We start from the raw sequence: 22,116 nt of genomic DNA on the forward strand, positions 1-22,116 counted from the left end.
CTCTTAAAACAGTTATGAGCCACGCCTAGAGCTTAAAATTAGTATCCTGTTGTCTTTGTGTAAATAAGTTTTTGGTCAAAAATCAGGTTCCCTTTCTCTGGGCAACAACCTGTACAACTGTTTTATATAAATGAGTTATACCCTTATTTTAATGGAAGCATTTTACGTTTAGCGTAGGACATAAGACCAATGAACATTTGAGACCTTAAGGAACCGAGCAAATCGGCTTTAAAATTGTCTTATGTTTTTTCATACTAGGGATTGAAGATGGGTTTTACCATTAAATTCGTGGTAGAACCTATAAATGAGAAGTATTAAAAGTTAAAAAGATATTTTTATCTTTTAATATTGATATTTATCATGTTTTTGAACATGGGTGGCTTATAAATTTGTCGCCATGAAAAAAGTGGTAATTCTTTTTGTCGCGATGAACATGTTGGTCAAGCCTCTTTGGCCGGTGGCGGAATACATCATGAATTATAACTACATAGTGAACGTACTCTGTGAGAATAAAGAAAGGCCGGAACTGAAATGTGAAGGCAAATGTTATTTGGCAAAACAGTTCGCCAAAGAGTCCAAAGAGAACGAAAAGAATCCATTTGGGGAAAAGAGTCCAACACTAGATATACTGCATGCGGTTTTCTTTAAGAAAATCTCCAACATTTTTTTGGGATTGGAAAGCCTTCAAAATACTCAGGACAATTTCTCCAACGCACTAATATTGATTTCTTCACTTCATGTTCCTGACATTTCGGAACCGCCTGAATTGGTTTGATGCTCGTAATCATGGATGCCACTCTTATCTGCGACCGCATGGTAGGATTGGACACAAAGCATCCTTCTTTTAAGTCAACGTTAAATCAATTCCTATGAATAGTTTTAGTATTTGGCCTTTCAACCATGTGTTAAAGTACCCAAAAATTAGTAAAATGACCTTGGTGCTATCCTACTTTTTGACCTGTTGGAATTCAACGGGACAAGAAATTCCAGTGGCAATCGACCAAGATTCCATTTTGCCTATCAACCTAAGCGAGGTAATCGTAATTGCCTCGAACATTACACGTCTTGACCATCAAACACATCAAAAACCACTTTCTACGCTTGATGAATATTTGGAGTCCTCTAAGAAAGTGGCTATGGTCAAGCGAGGGGCTTATGCCTGGGAGCCTATCATCAACGACATGACTTCGGAGCGATTGGCGATTACCATCGATGGCATGCGCATTTTTGGTGCCTGCACAGACCGTATGGATCCTATTACTTCTTATGTAGATGTTTCAAACCTCTCCAATGTGCATATTACAAGCGGTCAAAAAGGAGCTGAAATAGGGAATACCATCGGGGGGGCATTGGACATGCGATTGGAAAAGAGCGGCTTTTTGCCACTTGATTGGACGGGGTCGGTAGAAACGGGTTTCGAGAGCAACAATAATGCACAAATTGTCGGGGGTGAATTGAACTATGCCAACGAGAATTTTTATTTGGATACGGATGTTATCTACAGGCATGCGGATAACTATATTGCAGGAGGGAGAGAAGAGGTACCCTTTTCACAATTCACCAAATATAACCTTTCCATCAATTCAGGCATAAAGGTGGCAGAAGGCGAAAAGTTACTGGTCAGTTTCATCTTTGATGAAGCCCGGGATGTTGGGTATCCTGCTTTGCCTATGGACGTATCATTGGCCAGGGCTTTTATTGGTTCCGTAAGTTGGGTTCAGGAAGATTTTTTTGGAAATCTTAACGATTGGGAAACCAAGGTCTACGCTAACTCCATTACCCATATCATGGACGATAGCCAACGCCCCGATGTGCCCATACGAATGGATATGCCCGGATGGAGCGATACCTATGGTTATTTTTCACAGGCAAAGCTGCATAGCGGAACACACAGTTTGATGTTTAAAGTGGATGGTTTTTACAACCGTTCTTTGGCTGAAATGACCATGTATCCCAACAATCCAAGTGAAGCCTCAATGTTCATGTTAACCTGGCCAGATGTACGCACACTGAACACGGGCATGTATGCTAGGGACATCATGAGCATTGAAAAAAGTACTTTGACACTTTCGGCGCGATTGGCCGTTCAAGGTTTTAATATCGCCGATGAATTCGGATTGAACAGTTTGCGCATTTTCTACCCGGAAATGGACCGAGGACAAACACGGTTTCTAAAAAGCTTTTCGGCACGGCATCAAAAAAATCTAGGAAAGTTGGAGCTTACTAACAGTCTTTCCTATGGTAACAGGGCGCCATCGGTCTCAGAAGGTTTTGGCTTCTACTTATTCAACAGTTTTGACAACCATGATTATATAGGTGACCCAAACCTAGAAAATGAGAGTGCCGTAGAGGCAACCACAAAGGTGTTATTTCCTTTCGAAAAACTTACTATTGGGATGGAGGGAAACTTCTTTCATACCAGAAACTTCATCATTGGTGAAATCGAACCAAGTCTCAGCACCATGACCATTGGTGCCGAAGGGGTGAAAATCTACAAAAATTTGAAGTACGCCAATCTGTACAACATTGCAGTGGACGGCACCTACGAAATCACCAAAGAGCTGCAATGGAATGGTCTGGTATCCTACCACCGTGGGGTCGATAAGAGCGGAAGAAACCTACCGTTCATTAGTCCTTTGACCTATAACACTGGCCTGCAATACACCAGCCCCAAATTTTCCATGTCACTAACCCTTAGGGGGTCTGCGGATCAAGTGAACTTCAATCCTGAATTTGGGGAAGACCGTACGGATGCGTTCAACGTGGTATCCCTTTCCCTAGGAAAAACCTTCAAGGTCAACAATGACAATGTATACCTAAAAGCCGGGGTAGATAATGTCTTTGACACGTTCTATTCTACCTATACGGATTGGAACAACATCCCAAGGATGGGCCGCAATATGTATATGACCCTATCCTATGATATCAATTAATGAAATTTTAAATAAATCGATTTCCAACAATAAAAAAAATATAATCATGAAAACTATAAAGTCAATTTTTACGTCTCTTCTTTTGATTTCAACACTTATTTCGTGTACCGAGGATAACGATGAGCCCATGGTTGAAACTAACCCACTCGAGTCCTACAATTTACTAACAGCCATTGATGCCAACGGCCATACCCTTGAAGTATACTCGGAACAAAACCAATACACCATAGGTTACAACGAACTTTACTTTAGGATTAAGGATAACGTCGAGGGTAGTTACATTGAAAATGCCAACCTATCCATGACCCCTATAATGAATATGGAGATGATGTCGCACTCATGTCCAAAATCGGCTATCACGAAAACAGAAGATTCTTCGGTATATAAAGGATATAGCATTTTTCAAATGCCAGGAAACGCTACCGAATATTGGGACTTGAACCTTGAATATACTATCGCTGGACAAACATACAACCTCTCGGAACGCATTGAGGTAATAGCTCCCGCCGATGGCAAAAAACGGGTCAATGTTTTCACAGGCACGGACGAAACCCGATACGTCTTGGCCATGATGCCCATGACTCCAGATGTTATGGTCAATGACTTCTCTGCCTTGCTTTTTAAGATGGAGACTATGATGAATTTTCCGGCAGTTGAAGAATACACCATTGAAATTGATCCTCGAATGCCAGGTATGGGCAACCATAGTTCGCCCAGCAATGAAGATTTAACCTTTGACACTGCTGCCAAAATGTACAAAGGAAAACTATCATTGACCATGACCGGGTATTGGAAAATCAACCTTAAAGTGAAAAATGCTTTGGGGGAAGTCTTAAAAGGTGAGGATGTTACAGAAGAAAACGAAGCTAGCTCACTTTATTTTGAGTTGGAGTTCTAAAAGATATACTAATCATTTGTTCACCGGGTGGAATAAATCAATTGCTTTGAATCCGCCCGGTTTGAATCTGTAAAGAGATACTGTACTTAGTACATAAATTGGAAATCAGATTTTCAGTAATAACAATGCCAATAGTTGATTTTCGCTCTCATAAAAATGGCCTCCGCTATGGTTAAATTCCAAGAAAACTTTTTCCTGATTTTATATCCGAAACCAAATCCTGTACAGTAGTTTTTTCTAGGTTTTCAACAAATCTAGTCTTGGTATCCCCTACCAAATGATGAACGGCACAAGGATGTTGGTGATCGCAAGCATGCAAACCCAACATACAGGATGTTAACCGGTTGTCCCCGTCAATAACATTGACGATTTGCAATAAGGACACTCCCCTATTTTCATCGGTCAAATAAAAACCCCCATTGGGACCCCTAACCGAGGATATTAAATTATGTCTGGTCAATTCCTGCATCAATTTGGACAAATAGGCCTGGGGTATTTGTGTTTCCCTGCTAATATCCTTCGCTAAAATTTTGTTTTCAATTGAAGAATTCACGGCCACGTATAGAACGGCATTTATGGCATATTTAGAAGAGTTGGAAAGCATATTTTCTCTGTTTTTTTCAAATATAAAGATTTAAAGACTTTTTTATCCTTTTTATGATTAAAATCATGTTTTCGGGGAAGTAGCTCCCTTAATTTTGAACTATAATATTATCGATGTGTCCTTAAAACGATACTTAAAAACGGAAAATTAGCAAAAGGAACTACGGAGATGACAACCTTAAATAAATGAACTATGAACACAAAGACTTTTTCAATCGGATTGGTATTTTCCCTTCTTCTTTTTGCCTGTGGAGGCAAGGAAGAAAAGAAAGAAGGTTTTAGCGTAGATCGTAAAAAAACCACTGAGAAAACCGTGGAATCTACGGAGCCCGCAAGCGAGGTTCCTGCCTCGCAACGAATTACCCTTGACAATAAAGGAGTTGGTCCTATCAAGGACCTTCCTTTAGACCCAAATATAGACCAGGCCATGGTAGATCGAGGAGCGGCTCTTTTCAAGACCAATTGCAATGCCTGCCATAAGGTGGACAAACGCTTCATTGGACCTTCGCCAAAAGGAATCATGGAACGTAGAAGCCCAGAATGGATTATGAACATGATTTTAGATCCACAGTTGATGGTCGAAGAAGATCGATGTGCAAAAGATCTTCTGGTAGAATTCAATGGTGCTGCCATGGCAAACCAAAATATGACAGAGGACCAGGCCAGGGATATTTTGGAATTTTTCAGAACATTGAATTAATGAACCAGGATCACGTTACAATTACTTTCACTTTATATACTATGAGACAACTTTAAATACTATAACCAATGAAAACATCCAATTTAAAATCAATGTTGGGTCCCTTTTTAATCGGCCTCCTTTTGTTAGGCTGCAATGAGGCACCTAAGGAAACGAACTCAGGGGACCCCAGTGGTTCAATAGCAACCAGTAAAGAGCAAGGACAGGCATTTATTGAAAACGATGAATCTACCCCAACAGTTCTGAGTATCGCCATCAATTCTCCGGACCATACCACCTTGGTTGCAGCGGTACAGGCGGCGGATTTGGAGAATGCTTTGGTCAATGCGGGTCCCTTAATGGTGTTTGCGCCTACGAATGAAGCTTTCGATGCCCTTCCGGCAGGTACCGTTGAAAACCTATTGAAACCAGAAAACAAGGATGCGCTTGCCAATATTCTGAAACACCATGTTACCCCTGGGAAATATGATAAAGCATTTTTGAAAAATTTCAAGAAACTTGGTCAAGCGAACGACCAAAATACTACGGTCGAGGTCAAAGGTGACGATGTGTATGTTGGTGGAGCCAAAATATTGGCCAGCGTACCCGCAGGGAATGGTATTGTACACGTAGTGGATAAGGTAATACTACCCCCCAATCAATAATATTTACAAATAACCCTTTATAATAACTACAAATGAAAAAGTATAATTTTATTTTAACCATTCTGGCCGCTACCGCATTGATTAGTAGCTGTGGCAACCAAGGGAACAATAACTCGACCGGTGCCTTGGCCTCAAGTGCCGCTGAAAAAGCCTACGTGGCTCCTGGCGAACATGACGAGTTTTATGCCTTCATGTCGGGCGGATATAGTGGAAATATTACTGTATATGGCCTTCCATCTGGCCGGCTATTTAAAGAGATACCTGTATTCTCTCAGTTCCCCACCTCAGGTTATGGGTATTCTGAAGAGACCAAGCCAATGCTCAATACTTCCTTCGGTTTTGTACCTTGGGACGATGCGCATCACCCTGATATTTCCCAAACCAATGGGGAGCTGGACGGAAGATGGATTTTTATTAACGGTAACAATACGCCAAGAATCGCCAGGGTAAGTCTTTCAACTTTCGAGACTGAGGAAATCATAGAACTACCAAACAGCGCTGGTAACCATAGTTCTTCCTTCATAACCGAAAACACCGAGTATGTTGTTGCAGGCACCCGTTTTTCTGTACCCATTCCCCAAAGGGATATGCCCATAAATGAATACAAAGGAAATTTCAAAGGGTCACTTTCGTTCATTAGCATAGCACCTGAAACTGGGAGGTTGAATCTGGATTTTCAAATGATAATGCCAGGTTTTAATTATGATCTCTCGCACCCTGGTAGGGGCAAATCACACGGATGGTTCTTTTTTACAACCTATAACACCGAGGAAGCCAATACACTCCAGGAAGTGAATGCTTCCCAAAACGATAAGGACTTCATCGCTGCGGTAAATTGGAAAATGGTGGCGGATTATGTAAAAAATGGAGGAGGAACCAAAATGGCGACAGAATATGCCCATAACGTATACGATGAACATACCCATACTGCAACTTCCACAATGAAAAAAGAGGTAATTACGGTAGACCCCACAGAGGTTCCTGGTGCGGTTTTCTTTCTACCCACTCCAAAGTCACCTCATGGTTGCGATGTTGACCCTTCCGGCCAATATATAATTGGTAACGGAAAATTGTCCGCAGACCTTACAATTCATTCCTTTGACAAGATGATTGCTGCCATTGAGGGTGAAAAATTCGATGGTGAAGCTTATGGGATACCGATTTTAAGATTTGAGGATGTGCTGGCTGGAACTGTAAAAAGTGGTGGTCTTGGACCTCTTCATACTGAATTTGACGACAAGGGAAATGCCTATACCACTTTCTTTATTTCATCCGAAGTAGTTAAATGGAAATTAGGCACATGGGAAGTCTTGGATAGGCAGCCTACATTCTATTCAGTTGGTCATTTAATGATTCCTGGCGGAAACTCAAGAAAGCCTTTTGGCAAATACGTAGTGGCTATGAACAAAATTACAAAGGACAGATACTTGCCTACAGGTCCGGAAATGGAGCATTCCGCACAAATTTATGATATATCCGGTGATAAGATGGAGCTCATATATGATTTTCCAACCCATGGGGAGCCGCACTATGCCGCAGGCTGTCCTGCAGATTTATTGGCACCTAAGTCCAAGAAAATCTATAGGTTGGATGACAACAAGCATCCGTATGCGGTGACCAGTCCGGATCAGGCAAAAGTGGTTCGCGAGGGAAATGAGGTACATGTGTATATGTCTACCATAAGAAGCCATTTTACCCCAGATAATATAGAGGGAATAAAAGTGGGTGACAAGGTATACTTCCATATTACCAACCACGAACAGGACTTCGATGTACCCCATGGCTTTGCAATGATAGGGCAAAATACATCGGAACTATTAATCATGCCAGGACAGACAAAAACATCTGTTTGGGAACCAAAAAAGGTGGGGGTCTGGCCGTTCTATTGTACGGACTTTTGTTCAGCGCTACACCAAGAAATGCAAGGTTATGTGAGGGTCTCTCCGGCAGATTCAAATGTTCCCTTAACTTATTCCTTAGGAGAATAGTCTATAAAATTTAGTTGGTTGATTGATATAGCGGACGTGAGTATTCCCGTACCCGTCCGCTATTCTTTATGCCAATTTTAAGGCACTGTTTTAACCAAAAAATTAAGTACGATGAAAAAAGCAAGCATACTGATGATTATTGGACCATTGTTCCTATTGGGCCTTTATTTTTTCCCCTTATGGAACATAATGTTGGGTGCCCCCCAATATCCAGAGCCTTTGGGTATGGACATCTATATTGACGGAATTAAAGGAACAAATGAATTTGACATTCAGAACATAGACGGTCTCAATCATTACATAGGCATGCGCAAACTTCCAAAACCAGAGGAAATGTGGGAGTTTAGTACGTTCCCCATTGTGATCGGGGTCATGGTAGCCTTAGGGGTACTCATTGGAGTTTTTGGTTTTTTCAATATACTTACCCACAAATGGTTTATAGGCTGGTTCCTGTTCATGAGCATTTTAGGTGTTCTGGGAATGTACGACTTTAACGCCTGGATGATAGATTATGGTACGAACCTAGACCCAAACGCCATCATGAAATTGGCCAATCCTGATGGTACACCCATGAGCTATAAACCGCCTCTTTTTGGCCACGCCAAAATGCTCAACTTCGATGTCACCTCTCTGCCAGCAACAGGGGCTTGGATGATGTTTATTGGTATGACACTCACTCTGGTGGCGTTTTACCTAGGCTGGAAGAAGGAACCAAAAAACAAAGAAAGCGAAATTAAAAACTATGCTACCACATGAAAAAGAATATTATAACCCTACTTACTTTGACATATCTAATCTGGGGATGCTCTGGTACTCCCAAAGTATTGGAATATAGAACCGAAGGTTGTCATTATTGTAAAATGACCATAGTGGACAAACAACATGCCGCCCAGTATGTGACCAAAAAAGGTAGAACCTATAGCTTTGATGCTGCCGAATGTATGCTGAACCAATTGAAGGAAATAAATGAGGAAACAGTGAACCTTTTCCTGGTGAACGATTATAATGACCCAGGTAGTATGCTAGATGCTAGCAAAGCCACCTATTTAATAAGTAAGAATATACCTAGTCCTATGGGGGAATATCTAAGTGCCTTTGGCACGATCGAGGCCGCACGGGAGATACAGACCGAACAGGGGGGAGAACTATTTACTTGGACAGAAATTAAAAACCGTTTTGATCTTTGATTATGGGAAGTCTTGTAAATTTAAAAGTAATTGATTGTAAGGGGGTTTTAGAAGACAATTATATTGGACGTATTGCCTACATTGCTGACAATGTACCACATGTAGTTCCTTCAACCTATTATTTTGACAGATATAAGGAACGTATCCTTTGTTTCGCAACTAACGGGCATAGAATCAATGCACTTAGAATGTACAACAAGGTATCCTTTCAAGTGGACCACATTGAATCTTTTAAAAATTGGAAATCAGTACAGGTACACGGTATTTTTGAGGAACTTACAGGTAACGAGGCAAAAGATAGCTTAAAACGTTTTGTTGACGGCGTGCAGGGAACCATAGAAAAGAAAAACGCCGAACGGCCGTCTTTTCTAAGCCATTTTTCAACCAAGTTGCAGGAAGCGGAAATGCCCGTAGTATATTCAATCGTCTTGAACGAGATAACTGGAAAATCCATAACGGACAATTCTTAAATAAAATCAGAAAAATGGAAGAATATTTTCTCATTGATAGAACCATTAAAAACCAACCTTTTTCGAAACTTCAAATACATCGGTTAGTAGCTACGGAAGCTATCGAAATTTTGAGTATTTCTTTAGAAAAGGGCGTTGTTTTCCCAGAACATGTTTCCCCTACCGATGCTCAATTGATTGTACTTGAAGGATGTATAGCCTTTCATATTAAAGGCAAGGAATTTATTATAGGTGAACAGGAGACTATAAGGTTCAAAAAAGAAGAAAAGCACTGGGTAAAGGCCACGAAAAATTCCAAATTTCTGATTATTAGACCTCATTGATTGGGTCTTAACACCAAAGATTGCGGCAAATATTCAACTGTTTATATCCTGAACCATTAAATAACCATAAAACGTCCTACAGCAGTAATAATACAAATTATGAGTGCATATACTAATATCCTATTCATAGTGTTCTGCCTCGTGCTTACCGTACAACGCTCCTTCGCAAATACGATTCCCATTTGCGTCGACTGCGAAATAACTACCATTACAGAAGGTGTCTCGGTAGCAATGGAGTATGATACGTTATTAATAAATAAGGGAGTTTACAAGGAATTCAATATTCTTATAGACAAACCATTGACATTATTGGGCCAAGACTATCCAATTATTGATGGAGAGGACAAGGGAGAGATAATCCGTATAATTTCCGATCATGTTACATTGGATGGTCTTTTCATTATCAATGTTGGAACAAGCTACACGTCAGATTATGCTGCCATACGAGTTGTAAAGAGTGAACATTTCTTGATTCAAAATGTTGTCTTGGAAAAATTGTTCTTCGGTATTTATTTGGAAAAGAGCAGTCAAGGCAGAATCTTCCATAACAAAATCATTGGTGATGCCATAGACGAGTATAATTCTGGAAATGGCATTCAACTTTGGCATTCACACAATGTGGAAGTGGACAGAAATATTGTACGGGGCGTTCGAGATGGTATTTATCTGGAATTCTCGGATAACATAACCATCAACAATAATACCAGTACGGACAATTTGAGATATGGTCTTCATTTTATGTTCTCAAACGATGATGTGTATACCAACAATACTTTTGAAAACAACGGTGCGGGCGTGGCCGTGATGTTCTCCAAACGCATAAAAATGTACAAAAACAACTTCCGAAAGAACTGGGGCACGGCATCCTATGGGATGCTATTGAAAGAGATAAACGATGCCGAAATCAAGGATAATATTTTTGAGGAAAATACCATTGGGATTAATATTGAAGGATCTAACCGTATTACTTATACAAAGAATGATTTCGTTTCCAACGGATGGGCCGTAAAAGTATTGGGTGCCTGTTATGCCAACACGTTTTCCCAAAACAATTTTCTGTACAACTCGTTCGACATCTCATACAACAGCAAATTGAACGACAACACCTTTGAACAAAATTATTGGAGCGATTATACGGGCTATGATCTGAATAAAGATGGTATTGGTGATGTGCCCTACCGCCCGGTAAAATTATTCTCCTATATCGTGAATAGAACGCCGGAGACCATTGTATTGCTCCGCAGCCTTTTCATGGACATTATCGATTTTTCTGAAAAGGTATCGCCTATATTCACCCCGGACAATCTTATGGATGCCAACCCATTAATGAAAAGACAATATGATAGAAATTAAGGATTTACATAAGAAATTTGGCAAAAACCAAGTACTTTCAGGTATTGACCTTGAAATCAAGGAAGGTGGCATCTTTGCAATACTGGGCCCAAACGGTTCTGGTAAGACGACCTTGATCAAAAGCATATTGGGTATGGTCATTCCAAATAAAGGAAACATTATAGTTGCTGGAAATTCGATTAAAAAGACCTGGAAATATCGAGAAGGCATCGACTACCTTCCCCAAATTGCCAATTTTCCGGGAAACCTTAGGGTTCGAGAGCTTATTCGAATGATCAAGGATTTAAGACGTCGGTCCGCAGACGAGGATAGACTGATAAAAATGTTCAAACTTGAACCCTTTTTGGATAAAAAACTCTCAACGCTTTCAGGGGGTACCAAACAAAAAGTGAACATTGTTTTGACCTTTATGTTCGATAGTCCGCTCATTATTTTGGACGAACCCACCACGGGGCTCGACCCGGCATCCTTGATACATCTCAAGAGACTGATACAAGAAGAAAAAATAAAGGGAAAGACCATTTTAATCACTTCACACATCATGCAGTTCGTTGCCGAAATAGCCGACACCATTGTGTATATTTTGGAAGGCAAAATTTACTTCAAAGGAAGTGTTGAAGAATTAAAGGCCAAGACCAAACAAACCGATTTAGAACACGCCATTGCGGCCATAACTACTACAACGGACCATGCTTAAAATATTGAAATATAGCTTTTTTGACCTAATTCGTAGTCGATGGAGCTACGTCTATTTTTTATTTTATCTTTTATTGGGATTTGTACTCTTGTTCCTTAACAACGATGTGTCAAAGGCGGTGATCACATTGATGAATATCATCATCGTTTTAGTACCCTTGATAGGCACTATTTTTGGGGTCATGTACTATTATAATTCCAAAGAGTTTACAGAGCTTTTACTGGCCCAACCTATAAAACGGTCCTCTATTTTTTTAGGGCAATATCTTGGTGTAGCGGGTTCTTTGGCCCTCAGCCTGATCATGGGTCTTGGAATACCCTTTATCCTATATGGACTCTTTCAAAGTGATGCCATTTTTGATTTTACGTTGCTATTGGTTACAGGCGGTTTCTTAACTTTTATCTTCACGGCACTGTCTTTCAATATTGCTCTCTCCAACGAAAACAGAATCAAGGGATTTGGTTACGCAGTGCTTTTATGGCTGTTTTTAGCGGTAATCTACGATGGCATTTTCTTGATGTCCCTTGTAGTTTTTAAGGAGTATCCCTTGGATACGTTTTCACTTGCCGCTACCATATTAAATCCCATAGACCTTTCCCGTATTTTGATTTTGCTGAAACTGGACATATCGGCATTGTTAGGCTATACGGGAGCAGTATTCAAGCAATTTTTTGGAAACAATATTGGACTTGTAATCTCTATCGCAATGTTGTCGTTGTGGACAATTTTACCAGTCTTGAGGCTATCACATAAGTCAAAACGTAAAGATTTTTAACATTTAAAATGTACATGTAATTGATTTGGAACCACTACGCAAACATATTGCAGGTGCTGGAGTCTATTTCCTTTTGGCCGCCCTTTTGGGCGGCGTACTGCGACTGTTCCCTGTTATTGAAATACCGGTCAACTATAAATACTTTGTCCACACGCATTCACATATCGCTCTTTTGGGCTGGGTATACCTCGCCCTTACGACCCTGATATACAAATTATTCATCCAAAGTCCATTGAACGAAAGGAAATACAGAAAGATTTTTTGGTTTACGCAATTTACTTTGGCAGGGATGCTATTTTCCTTCCCGTTTCAGGGTTATGCGCTGTTCTCCATCATTTTTTCGACCTTGTTCCTGTTTGCCTCTTATGCATTTTTATGGCTTTTCGAGAGCTCTAGCAAAAAGACTATCAAACAGAGGTATTCCTTTACTTGCTTGAGATGGGCATTATGGTACATGATTCTTTCAAGTATCGGCCCTTGGGCACTGGGAGCAATTATGAATACTATGGGCAATGGTTCAATATGGTATAGACTGGCCATCTATTTCTATTTACATTTTCAATATAATGGTTGGATGATTCTAGCACTGCTGGGACTATACATCTATTTGTTGGAAGAAAATAAAATTACCGTCCCCAAAAAAAAATTCAAGGACTTTTTCCGATATTTCAATATTGGAATTATACTATCCTTTTTTCTGTCCGCCCTTTGGACACATCCTCCAATAGCTTTCTATATCCTTGGAGGCATTGGTGCATTCCTTCAATTATTTGGATTTTTTGCCCTTCTTTCTTTCGGACGGATACACCAAATAGAAAAAGTGTTTTCCAAGCCCCAGTGGAATCTTATGAAAACCGTTCTATGCTTATTTCTAATAAAAATAGTATTACAATTGCTTACCTCCTTCCCCTACTTTGCCAATTTGGCGGCAACGATCTTAGATTTTACCATAGGATACCTACATTGGACGTTCTTGGGAGTGATAACGATTGCCATATTTCTATTCTTGGATTACTTTAAGTTGATGCAAATAGACAGGGCCATTTTCAAATTGTATTTCCTTGCCTTCCTTGCCACTGAAATTCTTATTATATATAAGGGTATCGCTGCCTGGCAGGGCATTTCCATTTTTAGGCATTATCTGTTGGTCTTGGCCGTTGCGAGTCTATTGTTCGCAGTTACCATCGCCTTACTGTTATTTAGAAATATAAAAAAACCTTTGACACATCGAAAGGCAGGCAAACCCTCAACCTGAAATCAATGGACTACTCATAATTGAAAATATGTAATCATTGTTATGCATGGAAGAATATTATACTTAAGTAGCGTAGAACTTGAATGGTGAAAACAAGTGACTTGGATAAAGTAGCTCAATAAAATACTAGGGCTATATTTATAATAATCATTTTTTCAAAAGACACTTTGAACCAAAGTATCAAGATTTTCAAAAACCTCAGATTAGGTTTGCCAAAATGACGGTAAAACTAAAAAAAACGCTCATTATCAAAAGGTTGAAAGAGGCCTTCGGTTTCAATTGTACCAAAACTGATGCATTGAAAAGCAAGCAGAACAATGTTACCAAAAATACAAGGCCCATCTTGATCAAAATGTGCATTTCATGCATCAATAAGAGCATAACGGCTGCAGAACCCAGACAGCTTTGCCCTATAATGGCAAGAGCGGAATAACCTGATTGGTTTTTCTTAAACTCAGCCAACAAGCTGTTGTAAAATATTGAGAGTACGCTTTTTCTTTTCGTAGTATCAGTTCCAGAATGGGTCACTTGTATTGTCAATGAATTTTTCATCGGTGTGTAATTTTAAAATGGTTTCCAATTGTTTTTCAGTCGCGATTTTTTGGATTTCGTTGAAAAGCACCCGTTCTTCAAAACGGATATGTTTTTCCAGCTCCTTCTCGATTAGGCTCAACGACTTTGAAATGTCTTCAGTTTGGCCAAAGAGTCGATGAAATCTTCTATGCTGTGTAATAGCTTTTTTGACCATTCTGTGATTATTATTGAGAATAGGGAAGACTAGTGCTTCTTCCAACTTAAAATGTGGAACCAGATGGGCGCTATGAAACCAGTCTGCATAGTTCTTTATCCGTTCTGGCTCCACACCTTTTAAAAAGCCCGTTCTGATTTTCCAACAGAGCAACAGGCCGTAGTGGTGGTCGCGGCTCAGCGGTTGCAGTTCCTTTCTTCGTTTTATGGGCCTAAGTTTCATTTGGTTCTAGGAAATGAGTGTTCGTTCCAAAAACTCCGCTTTGGGAAAAAGGATATTGTTCTCTAAATGGATGTGGCGATGCAAATCCTCCTCAAACTCCTTTAACAAAGAAAATGTGACACGGTAGGTGTTGCAGGCATCAGCAGGAGGTGAATAATCATTTGTAAGTTTGGCAATGGTACGGAAACGCTCGCCCTCGTTGTCGTGCTCCTGCATCATCGTGGCTATGGGGTTTTTGACCGTGCTAAAATGGGGTCTTTCAAGGGGCTCCTTTTGATGTTCGGCCTTTACCATCTTACGTACCCAAGGAAATAGCACCAGTTCCTCCTTTTTCATGTGCATGGCAAGTTCGCCAGCCGATGCATTGAAATGTTCATTGATTTCAAGCAATACGGGGTGGCGTTCACCGTGCACTTTGCAGAGTTTGGCCAGATATTGTTTCAAGACAGAAATGTTGGTTTCTACATAGCGGTGGTGCTTCTTTTCGATATAATCTACCAAAAGATCCAATGGCCACGATTTGAAATCGGTGGTATCCTCCGAGGTCTGTCGCTGAACCGCTTCCAGTTCGCCCATCAATTCGTTGACATTGATCTTGTGCTTTTCGGCCACTTCGACCACACTGCGGTTTCCCTTGCAGCAAAAATCGATTTTATGACTCTTAAAAACCTGTGCTGTGCGGTAATCGTCGGCAACGATTTGGCCTACAGTCATTTCCATAATATTGTCCAATGTATTTTCCATAGTATAATTTAAATAAAATTGATTTCGGCGTTTACGGCCATAAAGACTAACGCCCTAAAATTCTTCTTGATTTTCAATGCATGTTCCTTCTGGGCAGGAATAATGAAAGAATCTTCGGCTTTCAAAATTTTATCACCATCTGGCATTTGCAAAAGTGCTTCTCTCTGCTGTACTAGGATAATAGCCTCGTGCGAGCAGGTGTGAATGGGCATCCTTGAACCTGCTGAACCTTCTACTTTTAGTATTTTATTCCTTTTCCCTATATTCAAATGGGTCAATTTAGGTCTATCCAGTACTTCCATAATTTTAGTTTTTTGGCTTCCCTTTTTTATCGGCCTGTCGTTACCGGAAAGCTTGGTTGGCGACAATCCTTTATTCGGATGTTTTTATCCGATTTACTTTTAAATTTTTTTAGCGCTTCAAATAGGTCAATCCGGTTGCCAGACCCAATGTCATTTCATGGAGACTGGTGTTTTCAAGCATTTGTCGCAGATTGTCACGTATAAACACAAACTTGTCGTGCACGGGGCAGGGTTTCTCGGCATTGCATTCTTTTAAGCCCAACCCACAGCCAGCGTATATGTTGTCTCCGTCAATCGCGAATACGATTTGACTCAAGGTTGTTTTTTTGATGTCGGTACTTGACATTCCGTAGCCACCGTTTGCACCCTTAGTGGCGTCAATTATACCATTACGGCTCAGTTGTTGCAATATCTTTGCAGTAAAGGCCGTAGGTGAATCAATTTCACCGGAAATCTCGTTAAGACTTACCCTGCGTCCATCTATCGATTGCATAGCGATATATGTAGCTGCCCTAATACCATATTCACAAGCTTTTGAAAACACCTTGATTGTGGATTAACTGAACACAAAGATAAGGAAATTTTTAATTCGGACAAATGTATCCGATTAAATTTTTGTCACAGTTCTTTAAGGCTAAAAAATCTAAAGTTGGCGAATGAAATAAAGTTGTACATAGTGATTTTAACCCATGAACAAAACGAATCGTGACCCTTTACCATCTATGCCGAATAAAAAGGTTATCAGGAGAGTTGACGAATTTAGTTATGAATTCAAACACAGAACCTCCATTTTATTAAAGACTGTCACCTTGGTAATGGGTTTCCCTTGAACAAATCGATATAATCCTTAAAAATATAAAGCCTGTCCCTTTGCGACCCGGTTATTTCATGTAGAATTTCCAACTCTTCCATGGATTTTATGAGCTTGTAGGCAGAAACATTGGATTTTTCAATGATACTTTCCACCCTATGTACATCTATGACCGGACGGGTATAGAGGCTCTCAATCACCTTACGGGCATCTACACCTCTACCTCCTAAAGTTTTCAGTTTGATTTCAAGCGTTTTTTGCAATTGCATAATGCTATCGAAGGTCGTTACACCAGATTTGGCAGTTTCAATGACACCGGAAAGGAAAAATTTAAACCATTGGGAAAGGTCATTATGGGTTCTAACCCGCATTAAATTGTCGTAGTAAAGTGTCCTGTTTTTTTCAAAAAAATCGGAAAGGTAAAGAATGGGCTGTTTTAAAATTCCTTTACTTACTAGGTACAGGGTAATCAATAACCTACCTACCCTACCGTTACCATCCAAAAAGGGGTGAATAGTCTCAAACTGATAGTGAATAAGAGCAATTTTTAAGAGGTCGGGAAGATGGTTCAGTTCATCATTTGCAAATTTCTCTATATCGGAAATCAATTCATTGATAGATGTATGAACGGGTGGAATGAATACGGCATCGTTTATTGTAGCTCCCCCGATCCAATTTTGGCTGGTCCTATATTCGCCTGGTAATTTATTTTGTCCCCGTACACCTTGCAAAAGAATCTTGTGGGTTTGTTTTATAAGCCTTGATGAAAAAGGCAATCTGTGAAGCATTTTCACCGCCTCGTTCATTGCAGCAATGTAGTTTTGCACCTCTTCCCAATCATCCCGCTTTTCGACCGAAATTTCGTCTTCATTCAAAAAGGCTTCTTCCATATTCGTTTGTGTGCCCTCTATTTTTGAGGACTGGGTAGCTTCTTTGGCAATGTGCATGCTAATGAATAACTCAATATTGACATATTCCGAATACATATCCAGTCGGCCTAAATGACGATCTGCCTTACTTAAAAGCGAAAGCACTTCCATATCATCCACTAGCCACTCCTTATTGATTGGATTGGGCTGGAAGCTTTTATAATATCCTTGACTTATTGATTTGCCCGCTTTGAATGTTTTCATGTATACTCCCTTCAATTACAAAGTTACTATTTAACAAAAATAGCTTTTTTCTTAATCAATCTAATTGTTATTTAATTTTTAAACTGTTTTTCTTAAATAGTGGATTTGCTGTTAAAGTATTTTCACCGGAAAAATCGTTACATTTTGAATGTTTTTACTTTCTCATCTTAGCCATGAAAATGTACGTTAGGGTATAAATTCCTACTGAACGAATAAACTCAAGAATTCTACATTCGATAATATATTCTTTTAGGGGAAGTCCGTCCCAAATCCTACCTCAAACTTTGTTCAGCCCCAATAAGTATGGGAGTAAGGGATTTCTTTGGCGTGCGCAAAGATAAATACGCAAGAGAAATTCAAAATGGTGCACCCCTACTCTCGATTAGGGATGCTATCCCTTTTTTTTGACCATTTTTCAAAATCTTTAAGAATTATAGGATGTTCCCTGAAATAATCTCTTGCATTGCCATGCCCCTCTTCTCGGGCCATTTTAATAGAATCACGCACCTTTAACTCGTAATTGATAAAATAATATCCCAAGTAAGCAAAAGCCATAGCATTGAAACTAATCGCAATATAAAGCAGGGCATTTTCCCATTTAGGAGCCCATCTCGATTTCTCTATCGTTTTCAATACTTCTTCCATTCGATTTTCATAGGACTCGACCGAACTCCTCTGCCATCTTAAAAAATCGTTTATCCTTGATTCCAACCTAGAGGTATCCGTTTCTAATTTCAGGTTTTTAAGCTTTTCTGAAAGTTCCTCAAGTTTGGCAATGGAATTAGTGAACCCGGATATTTCTTGGGTAAGCACTTCCATGATTTCGTCCAACTTTGTCATAGTATTACATTCCTAGTCCAATTGATTTTTTCACGGTCAATTTGATGACCTTCTTTGCGAGGGCCATAGCCAAATTTGACGATACCCTTACGGTCTTTCCGAGTAGGTACATCGAATTGTCATTCACAATCTGTTGCACCTCCCTTTGGTCGAAACCGATCTGCTCGGCTATTTTCCTAATGGACATGGAGCGGTGTACATGGCTGCCTTTTAGGTTTTCTCTTTTATGCTCGAAACGAAATCCTTGAAGTTGGTTATGTTTGTTGATGCTCGGAACCACTTCCACATCCCGCTGTTTCATATATATGATATACTGGTCAAAATCCCTTGGTCCCATTTCCGACATTACTTGTTCATGGATCTGTTTTATTTCCGCCCGTACATCCTTAACCATGTTCAGTTCTTGTTGTTGAACCTCCCTGACGGTTGTCATTCCCAGTTGCCTGGCCACTTTTTCGGCAGCGAGTTGGCTCCGTTTTCCAATGTAGTTGTCCTTATAAGCATTTCCCTCAAAATTTATACGGTTCACATATAAATGAATATGGATGTGGCTCCTATTTCGGTGCACAAATGCAATTGCTTGTTGTTCGTGTAATCCCATTTCTTGAACGAACCGTTCGGTTATTTTCTTTAATTCTGTTGATTTTAATTCCCTACCATCTTCTATGGTGGGACTCAATACAAAACTCAAAGTATTCCTTTTGCATTTCTGGTTTTGGGATTGTATGATTTTGAACTCCTGGGTAATCTCCATGGGGGTCTCTCCGGAAAGATGTTGCCTGTAGACCACTACGGCTTCCTTTTCCTGATTCCATCCATAACTTATGGAAACTTTAGTATGTGATATGGATTTTCCCAAGCCTATCATTTTCTAAAACTCAAAAGGTGGGTACGTATCTCGTTTGACAACTTTATCACTTCTTCAGACAATCTTGGGTTGCGTTTCCGGTACATATTGCCAATGCGTTTAAAGTTGGTTTCATAACGGGTGAGCATTTTATACAACGCTATTTGTTCCTGTGTCAATCGCTCAATGATACGATCATCAAAAGCGGCACGTCTGCAATATTCACTTATTGAAAGTCCGCTCCTGTCCGCCTTGACCCTAAGCAGTTTCTTCTCATAAATGGAACATCTAAATTGTACGAATTCCTTTTTCACCTTTGGTGTTTCTACGTATTGATGCTTTGTATTTTTAAAATGATCCCAATGAATACGCTACTTTAAAAAATATATCCAAAACCTGATTGCCAGTTCCTTTTCTTTTGCGACCGGCGGGAGCAAAAGCAAGATTTGTCATGACAATGACACATCTTGAATTCTCACTCAGACGAATCATTGAAGGAATCTTCCCACTTCTCTTTTTTCTCCCTATCCACAAACCTTTCAATAGTTAGATGCAGTAATAAATTCGCATTTTTCAATAATCACTTCCTATTTTTTAATAGCTGTCTGTCAAACTCCATTTCCAAAAAATCATCAGAAATGTTGGGTGCTCCCATGAGCCATGCGTCAATGGTATCCTTATCAAAGAATTTTTGTCGTATATGCTTATTCCCTCCCGTGGGAATCAAGCGCTGTTGGGTAAGTTTGTAGATTTTACTTTTGGACAATCCAGTATATCTGGAAAGGTCATCCACAGTCATTATCTTTTTCTGTTGGGACAACAACCCTTTGATATCCCTTAAGAGTTCCACCATGTTTTCATCCTTTTCCATGTTCTCGGTTTTAAGGCCTACCAAGGCCGGTTCGTATTACAAATCATCGAGACAAAGAAAACAGGTGAAAGCCGATGCAAAGGGAAAAAGAGGATATACCCCCCAAAAATTATTTAATTATCCCCCAAAAAGCCAAAAAACGAATCTATAAGATCTTCCGTTTCTCGAGTTACCGGGTTTTTATTATAACTTTTAGATAGTTTTTTAGCCGAAATCAATTCGCCTTTATTGTAGATTTTCCCAGAGCGTTCAAAAGTGGAGAGATGTAGTCCTCGCTTGAAGACCTTAAATTTTTCAAGAATGAATTTCAACTCGGCTTGCGTGCAATTGAAATGTAGTACGGATTCATGTTCATCAAAATCGAATATCATTACATTATAGAAGTCTTCAAACCGATTCAGGTTTTCGTCCAAAAATTCATACCGAATCAAGGAACTATATATTTGGGCAAGAATAGGTTGATTGAAATCCATATTAAAACCAACAAGTCGTATAGAAGAATTCCTTTGGCGGTTTTTCAGTTTGTCCCTATAGGCATTTTTAATTAAAGCAACGAATACAGCAATACCAAATAAAATTATAGGAAAGGATGCCAACCAGATTTTCCCATAATCCCTGTATAGGTCGAATGCCATATACAGAAAATATATCCCAAAAAGAACCAGCCCAAATATAATAAGGTTATTACCCCTTTTCATATAGGAATTAAAGTCCTCACGGACCTTCATTTTCTTATCATTAAAGGCCATGAGCCAATTGGCGATATGGTTTATTATCCGATTCACTATGCTATAGATTGATTTCAAGATAGTTAAAAGAACTTATGTCGTTTTTCATTTTCGATAACCTGAGTTATAAATTGGACAGAAGTACCCTTTTTTTTGTGGCAAGGGAAAGGAAAGGTCAAGGGGCGTTCTAAGCCGCTTGTTCTTTCGAGCCGACCGAGGAGGTCAGGCAACCTGCAGCGGAAAGACGACCGTTGCGGACCGGCTCAGCGTGTCCGCATGGAATAATTGGATTGTATGGTCTGGCCGACTTCCGGAGATTGACAAGGCCTCAATATTTTTTTAGAAATTAAACTTTTCAATAAGGAATTTTTATCCAAACATAGCATCTTAGGAATTCTCTTATGAGAAACCTTTCCCCAAATAAAAGTAAATGAAAAAAGCGGCCCGCAAAGGACGCTTTAAATGTTTTAGCTCGGCGATTTCTATTGGTTTAGACTCGCTGAAACAATGAAGCAAAAAAAATGCCCCGCATTGGAAGACGAGGCGGCTTAAATGTTTCCACAACGGAATAATCCTTAAAATTAAAGAACCTGACCGAGCGTAGCGACCGATGAATTTCTTAGAAAACAATACACTTGGCATGAATAAAGGAATTTTTAATCTGACTTTGAGTCTATGCTTCCGGTCTTTGGGAATGGCCACGAGGGGCAACTATTACTTTTCAGCATGATGAAAAAAATCCTAGCAAAAGAGCCACGGAGCCGCACAGGGCAACAGGATATCGATAGGATTTGCTTAAACTTATGAAAAAAGTAGCAATTAATATTTTTCGTCCCTCAACCCTACCCATAGGAAATTAGAAAAGTTTTTATGGGAAAAGGTTAAGTATAGAATTATAAGTTAATACGAAAGAGATTAATAATTATCGCGTTAATAAGTACATAAACATTCCGTAATCCATTACATCAAAAATGTTGTACCTATGTTGTACCCGCTAAAAACAAGAAAACCATTCAATCTCTTGAATGGCTTGCTATTGTTAAG

Annotated in this window: 26 protein-coding genes; 14 read left to right on the forward strand and 12 right to left on the reverse strand. The window is 39.7% G+C overall.

The features are described 5' to 3' along the window. Positions 1 to 397 precede the first annotated feature (397 nt). The 3 genes from F0361_RS05220 to F0361_RS05230 all read left to right on the forward strand — a co-directional run bounded on the left by F0361_RS05220 (position 398) and on the right by F0361_RS05230 (position 3,831). Positions 398 to 775, forward strand: coding sequence for a hypothetical protein (locus F0361_RS05220; protein ID WP_154917517.1), 378 nt, complete (start codon positions 398 to 400; stop codon positions 773 to 775). A 94-nt stretch (positions 776 to 869) separates the two neighbouring features. Next, positions 870 to 2,933, forward strand: coding sequence for a TonB-dependent receptor plug domain-containing protein (locus F0361_RS05225; protein WP_246160811.1), 2,064 nt, complete (start codon positions 870 to 872; stop codon positions 2,931 to 2,933). Positions 2,934 to 2,979: 46 nt separating this feature from the next. Then, complete coding sequence (locus F0361_RS05230) at positions 2,980 to 3,831, forward strand: hypothetical protein (RefSeq protein ID WP_138256397.1); 852 nt, start codon at positions 2,980 to 2,982, stop codon at positions 3,829 to 3,831. A gap of 172 nt (positions 3,832 to 4,003) precedes the next feature. Here the strand turns inward: F0361_RS05230 and F0361_RS05235 are convergent, their stop codons facing one another. Continuing rightward, positions 4,004 to 4,435 carry an RrF2 family transcriptional regulator gene (locus tag F0361_RS05235; protein ID WP_138256398.1) on the reverse strand — a complete coding sequence of 144 codons (432 nt, stop codon included), beginning with the start codon at positions 4,433 to 4,435 and terminating at the stop codon, positions 4,004 to 4,006. Between the two features lie 192 nt (positions 4,436 to 4,627). Between F0361_RS05235 and F0361_RS05240 the strand changes: the two genes are divergently transcribed. From F0361_RS05240 to F0361_RS05290, 11 genes are all read left to right on the forward strand, one after another. Then, positions 4,628 to 5,134 (forward strand): c-type cytochrome, encoded by a 507-nt coding sequence (locus F0361_RS05240; protein ID WP_138256399.1) that lies wholly within the window; start codon positions 4,628 to 4,630, stop codon positions 5,132 to 5,134. Between the two features lie 68 nt (positions 5,135 to 5,202). Then, the gene (locus F0361_RS05245; RefSeq protein ID WP_138256400.1) at positions 5,203 to 5,778 is read left to right on the forward strand and encodes a fasciclin domain-containing protein; all 576 of its coding nucleotides are present in this window, start codon (positions 5,203 to 5,205) and stop codon (positions 5,776 to 5,778) included. Positions 5,779 to 5,810: 32 nt separating this feature from the next. Beyond that, positions 5,811 to 7,766 carry a Sec-dependent nitrous-oxide reductase gene (gene nosZ / locus F0361_RS05250; RefSeq protein ID WP_138256401.1) on the forward strand — a complete coding sequence of 652 codons (1,956 nt, stop codon included), beginning with the start codon at positions 5,811 to 5,813 and terminating at the stop codon, positions 7,764 to 7,766. A gap of 111 nt (positions 7,767 to 7,877) precedes the next feature. Then, the gene (locus F0361_RS05255) at positions 7,878 to 8,522 is read left to right on the forward strand and encodes a hypothetical protein (protein ID WP_138256402.1); all 645 of its coding nucleotides are present in this window, start codon (positions 7,878 to 7,880) and stop codon (positions 8,520 to 8,522) included. Further along, positions 8,519 to 8,953, forward strand: coding sequence for a nitrous oxide reductase accessory protein NosL (locus F0361_RS05260; protein WP_154917518.1), 435 nt, complete (start codon positions 8,519 to 8,521; stop codon positions 8,951 to 8,953). Before F0361_RS05255 ends, F0361_RS05260 begins: the two co-directional genes overlap by 4 nt. A gap of 2 nt (positions 8,954 to 8,955) precedes the next feature. After that, positions 8,956 to 9,423, forward strand: a complete 468-nt coding sequence (locus F0361_RS05265; RefSeq protein ID WP_138256404.1) for a pyridoxamine 5'-phosphate oxidase family protein — start codon at positions 8,956 to 8,958, stop codon at positions 9,421 to 9,423. Positions 9,424 to 9,437: 14 nt separating this feature from the next. Further along, complete coding sequence (locus F0361_RS05270) at positions 9,438 to 9,746, forward strand: cupin domain-containing protein (RefSeq protein ID WP_138256405.1); 309 nt, start codon at positions 9,438 to 9,440, stop codon at positions 9,744 to 9,746. A 99-nt stretch (positions 9,747 to 9,845) separates the two neighbouring features. Next, positions 9,846 to 11,099 (forward strand): nitrous oxide reductase family maturation protein NosD, encoded by a 1,254-nt coding sequence (locus tag F0361_RS05275; protein WP_154917519.1) that lies wholly within the window; start codon positions 9,846 to 9,848, stop codon positions 11,097 to 11,099. Continuing rightward, complete coding sequence (locus F0361_RS05280) at positions 11,086 to 11,796, forward strand: ABC transporter ATP-binding protein (protein WP_154917520.1); 711 nt, start codon at positions 11,086 to 11,088, stop codon at positions 11,794 to 11,796. The genes F0361_RS05275 and F0361_RS05280 overlap by 14 nt, the downstream gene beginning before the upstream one ends. Then, the gene (locus F0361_RS05285; RefSeq protein WP_138256408.1) at positions 11,789 to 12,571 is read left to right on the forward strand and encodes an ABC transporter permease; all 783 of its coding nucleotides are present in this window, start codon (positions 11,789 to 11,791) and stop codon (positions 12,569 to 12,571) included. Before F0361_RS05280 ends, F0361_RS05285 begins: the two co-directional genes overlap by 8 nt. 25 nt (positions 12,572 to 12,596) lie before the next feature. After that, positions 12,597 to 13,826, forward strand: coding sequence for a hypothetical protein (locus F0361_RS05290; protein ID WP_138256409.1), 1,230 nt, complete (start codon positions 12,597 to 12,599; stop codon positions 13,824 to 13,826). Between the two features lie 198 nt (positions 13,827 to 14,024). On the opposite strand, the gene F0361_RS05295 is transcribed toward F0361_RS05290, so the two are convergent. The 11 genes from F0361_RS05295 to F0361_RS05345 all read right to left on the reverse strand — a co-directional run bounded on the left by F0361_RS05295 (position 14,025) and on the right by F0361_RS05345 (position 21,129). Further along, positions 14,025 to 14,378 carry a hypothetical protein gene (locus F0361_RS05295; RefSeq protein WP_138256410.1) on the reverse strand — a complete coding sequence of 118 codons (354 nt, stop codon included), beginning with the start codon at positions 14,376 to 14,378 and terminating at the stop codon, positions 14,025 to 14,027. After that, positions 14,335 to 14,796, reverse strand: a complete 462-nt coding sequence (locus F0361_RS05300) for a hemerythrin domain-containing protein (RefSeq protein WP_138256411.1) — start codon at positions 14,794 to 14,796, stop codon at positions 14,335 to 14,337. The genes F0361_RS05295 and F0361_RS05300 overlap by 44 nt, the downstream gene beginning before the upstream one ends. A 6-nt stretch (positions 14,797 to 14,802) precedes the next feature. Continuing rightward, positions 14,803 to 15,540, reverse strand: a complete 738-nt coding sequence (gene ric / locus F0361_RS05305; RefSeq protein ID WP_211361144.1) for an iron-sulfur cluster repair di-iron protein — start codon at positions 15,538 to 15,540, stop codon at positions 14,803 to 14,805. An 8-nt stretch (positions 15,541 to 15,548) separates the two neighbouring features. Next, the gene (locus F0361_RS05310) at positions 15,549 to 15,842 is read right to left on the reverse strand and encodes a cupin (protein ID WP_154917521.1); all 294 of its coding nucleotides are present in this window, start codon (positions 15,840 to 15,842) and stop codon (positions 15,549 to 15,551) included. Positions 15,843 to 15,951: 109 nt separating this feature from the next. Further along, positions 15,952 to 16,386 carry an RrF2 family transcriptional regulator gene (locus tag F0361_RS05315; protein WP_154917522.1) on the reverse strand — a complete coding sequence of 145 codons (435 nt, stop codon included), beginning with the start codon at positions 16,384 to 16,386 and terminating at the stop codon, positions 15,952 to 15,954. A 260-nt stretch (positions 16,387 to 16,646) separates the two neighbouring features. Beyond that, positions 16,647 to 17,786, reverse strand: coding sequence for a Fic family protein (locus F0361_RS05320; RefSeq protein ID WP_138256414.1), 1,140 nt, complete (start codon positions 17,784 to 17,786; stop codon positions 16,647 to 16,649). A gap of 372 nt (positions 17,787 to 18,158) precedes the next feature. Further along, the gene (locus tag F0361_RS05325; RefSeq protein ID WP_138256415.1) at positions 18,159 to 18,626 is read right to left on the reverse strand and encodes a DUF6730 family protein; all 468 of its coding nucleotides are present in this window, start codon (positions 18,624 to 18,626) and stop codon (positions 18,159 to 18,161) included. A gap of 4 nt (positions 18,627 to 18,630) precedes the next feature. Further along, positions 18,631 to 19,494, reverse strand: coding sequence for a relaxase/mobilization nuclease domain-containing protein (locus F0361_RS05330; protein ID WP_138256416.1), 864 nt, complete (start codon positions 19,492 to 19,494; stop codon positions 18,631 to 18,633). Continuing rightward, positions 19,491 to 19,787, reverse strand: a complete 297-nt coding sequence (mbpA, locus tag F0361_RS05335) for a mobilization protein MbpA (protein WP_138256417.1) — start codon at positions 19,785 to 19,787, stop codon at positions 19,491 to 19,493. Before mbpA ends, F0361_RS05330 begins: the two co-directional genes overlap by 4 nt. Positions 19,788 to 20,053: 266 nt before the next feature. Next, positions 20,054 to 20,344, reverse strand: coding sequence for a helix-turn-helix transcriptional regulator (locus F0361_RS05340; RefSeq protein WP_138256418.1), 291 nt, complete (start codon positions 20,342 to 20,344; stop codon positions 20,054 to 20,056). Between the two features lie 113 nt (positions 20,345 to 20,457). Continuing rightward, on the reverse strand, positions 20,458 to 21,129 hold the full coding sequence (locus tag F0361_RS05345) for a DUF6617 family protein (protein ID WP_138256419.1): 672 nt from the start codon (positions 21,127 to 21,129) through the stop codon (positions 20,458 to 20,460). Positions 21,130 to 22,116 lie beyond the last annotated feature (987 nt).

Source organism: Maribacter flavus (assembly GCF_008386635.1).
Classification (GTDB): Bacteria; Bacteroidota; Bacteroidia; order Flavobacteriales; family Flavobacteriaceae; genus Maribacter; species Maribacter flavus.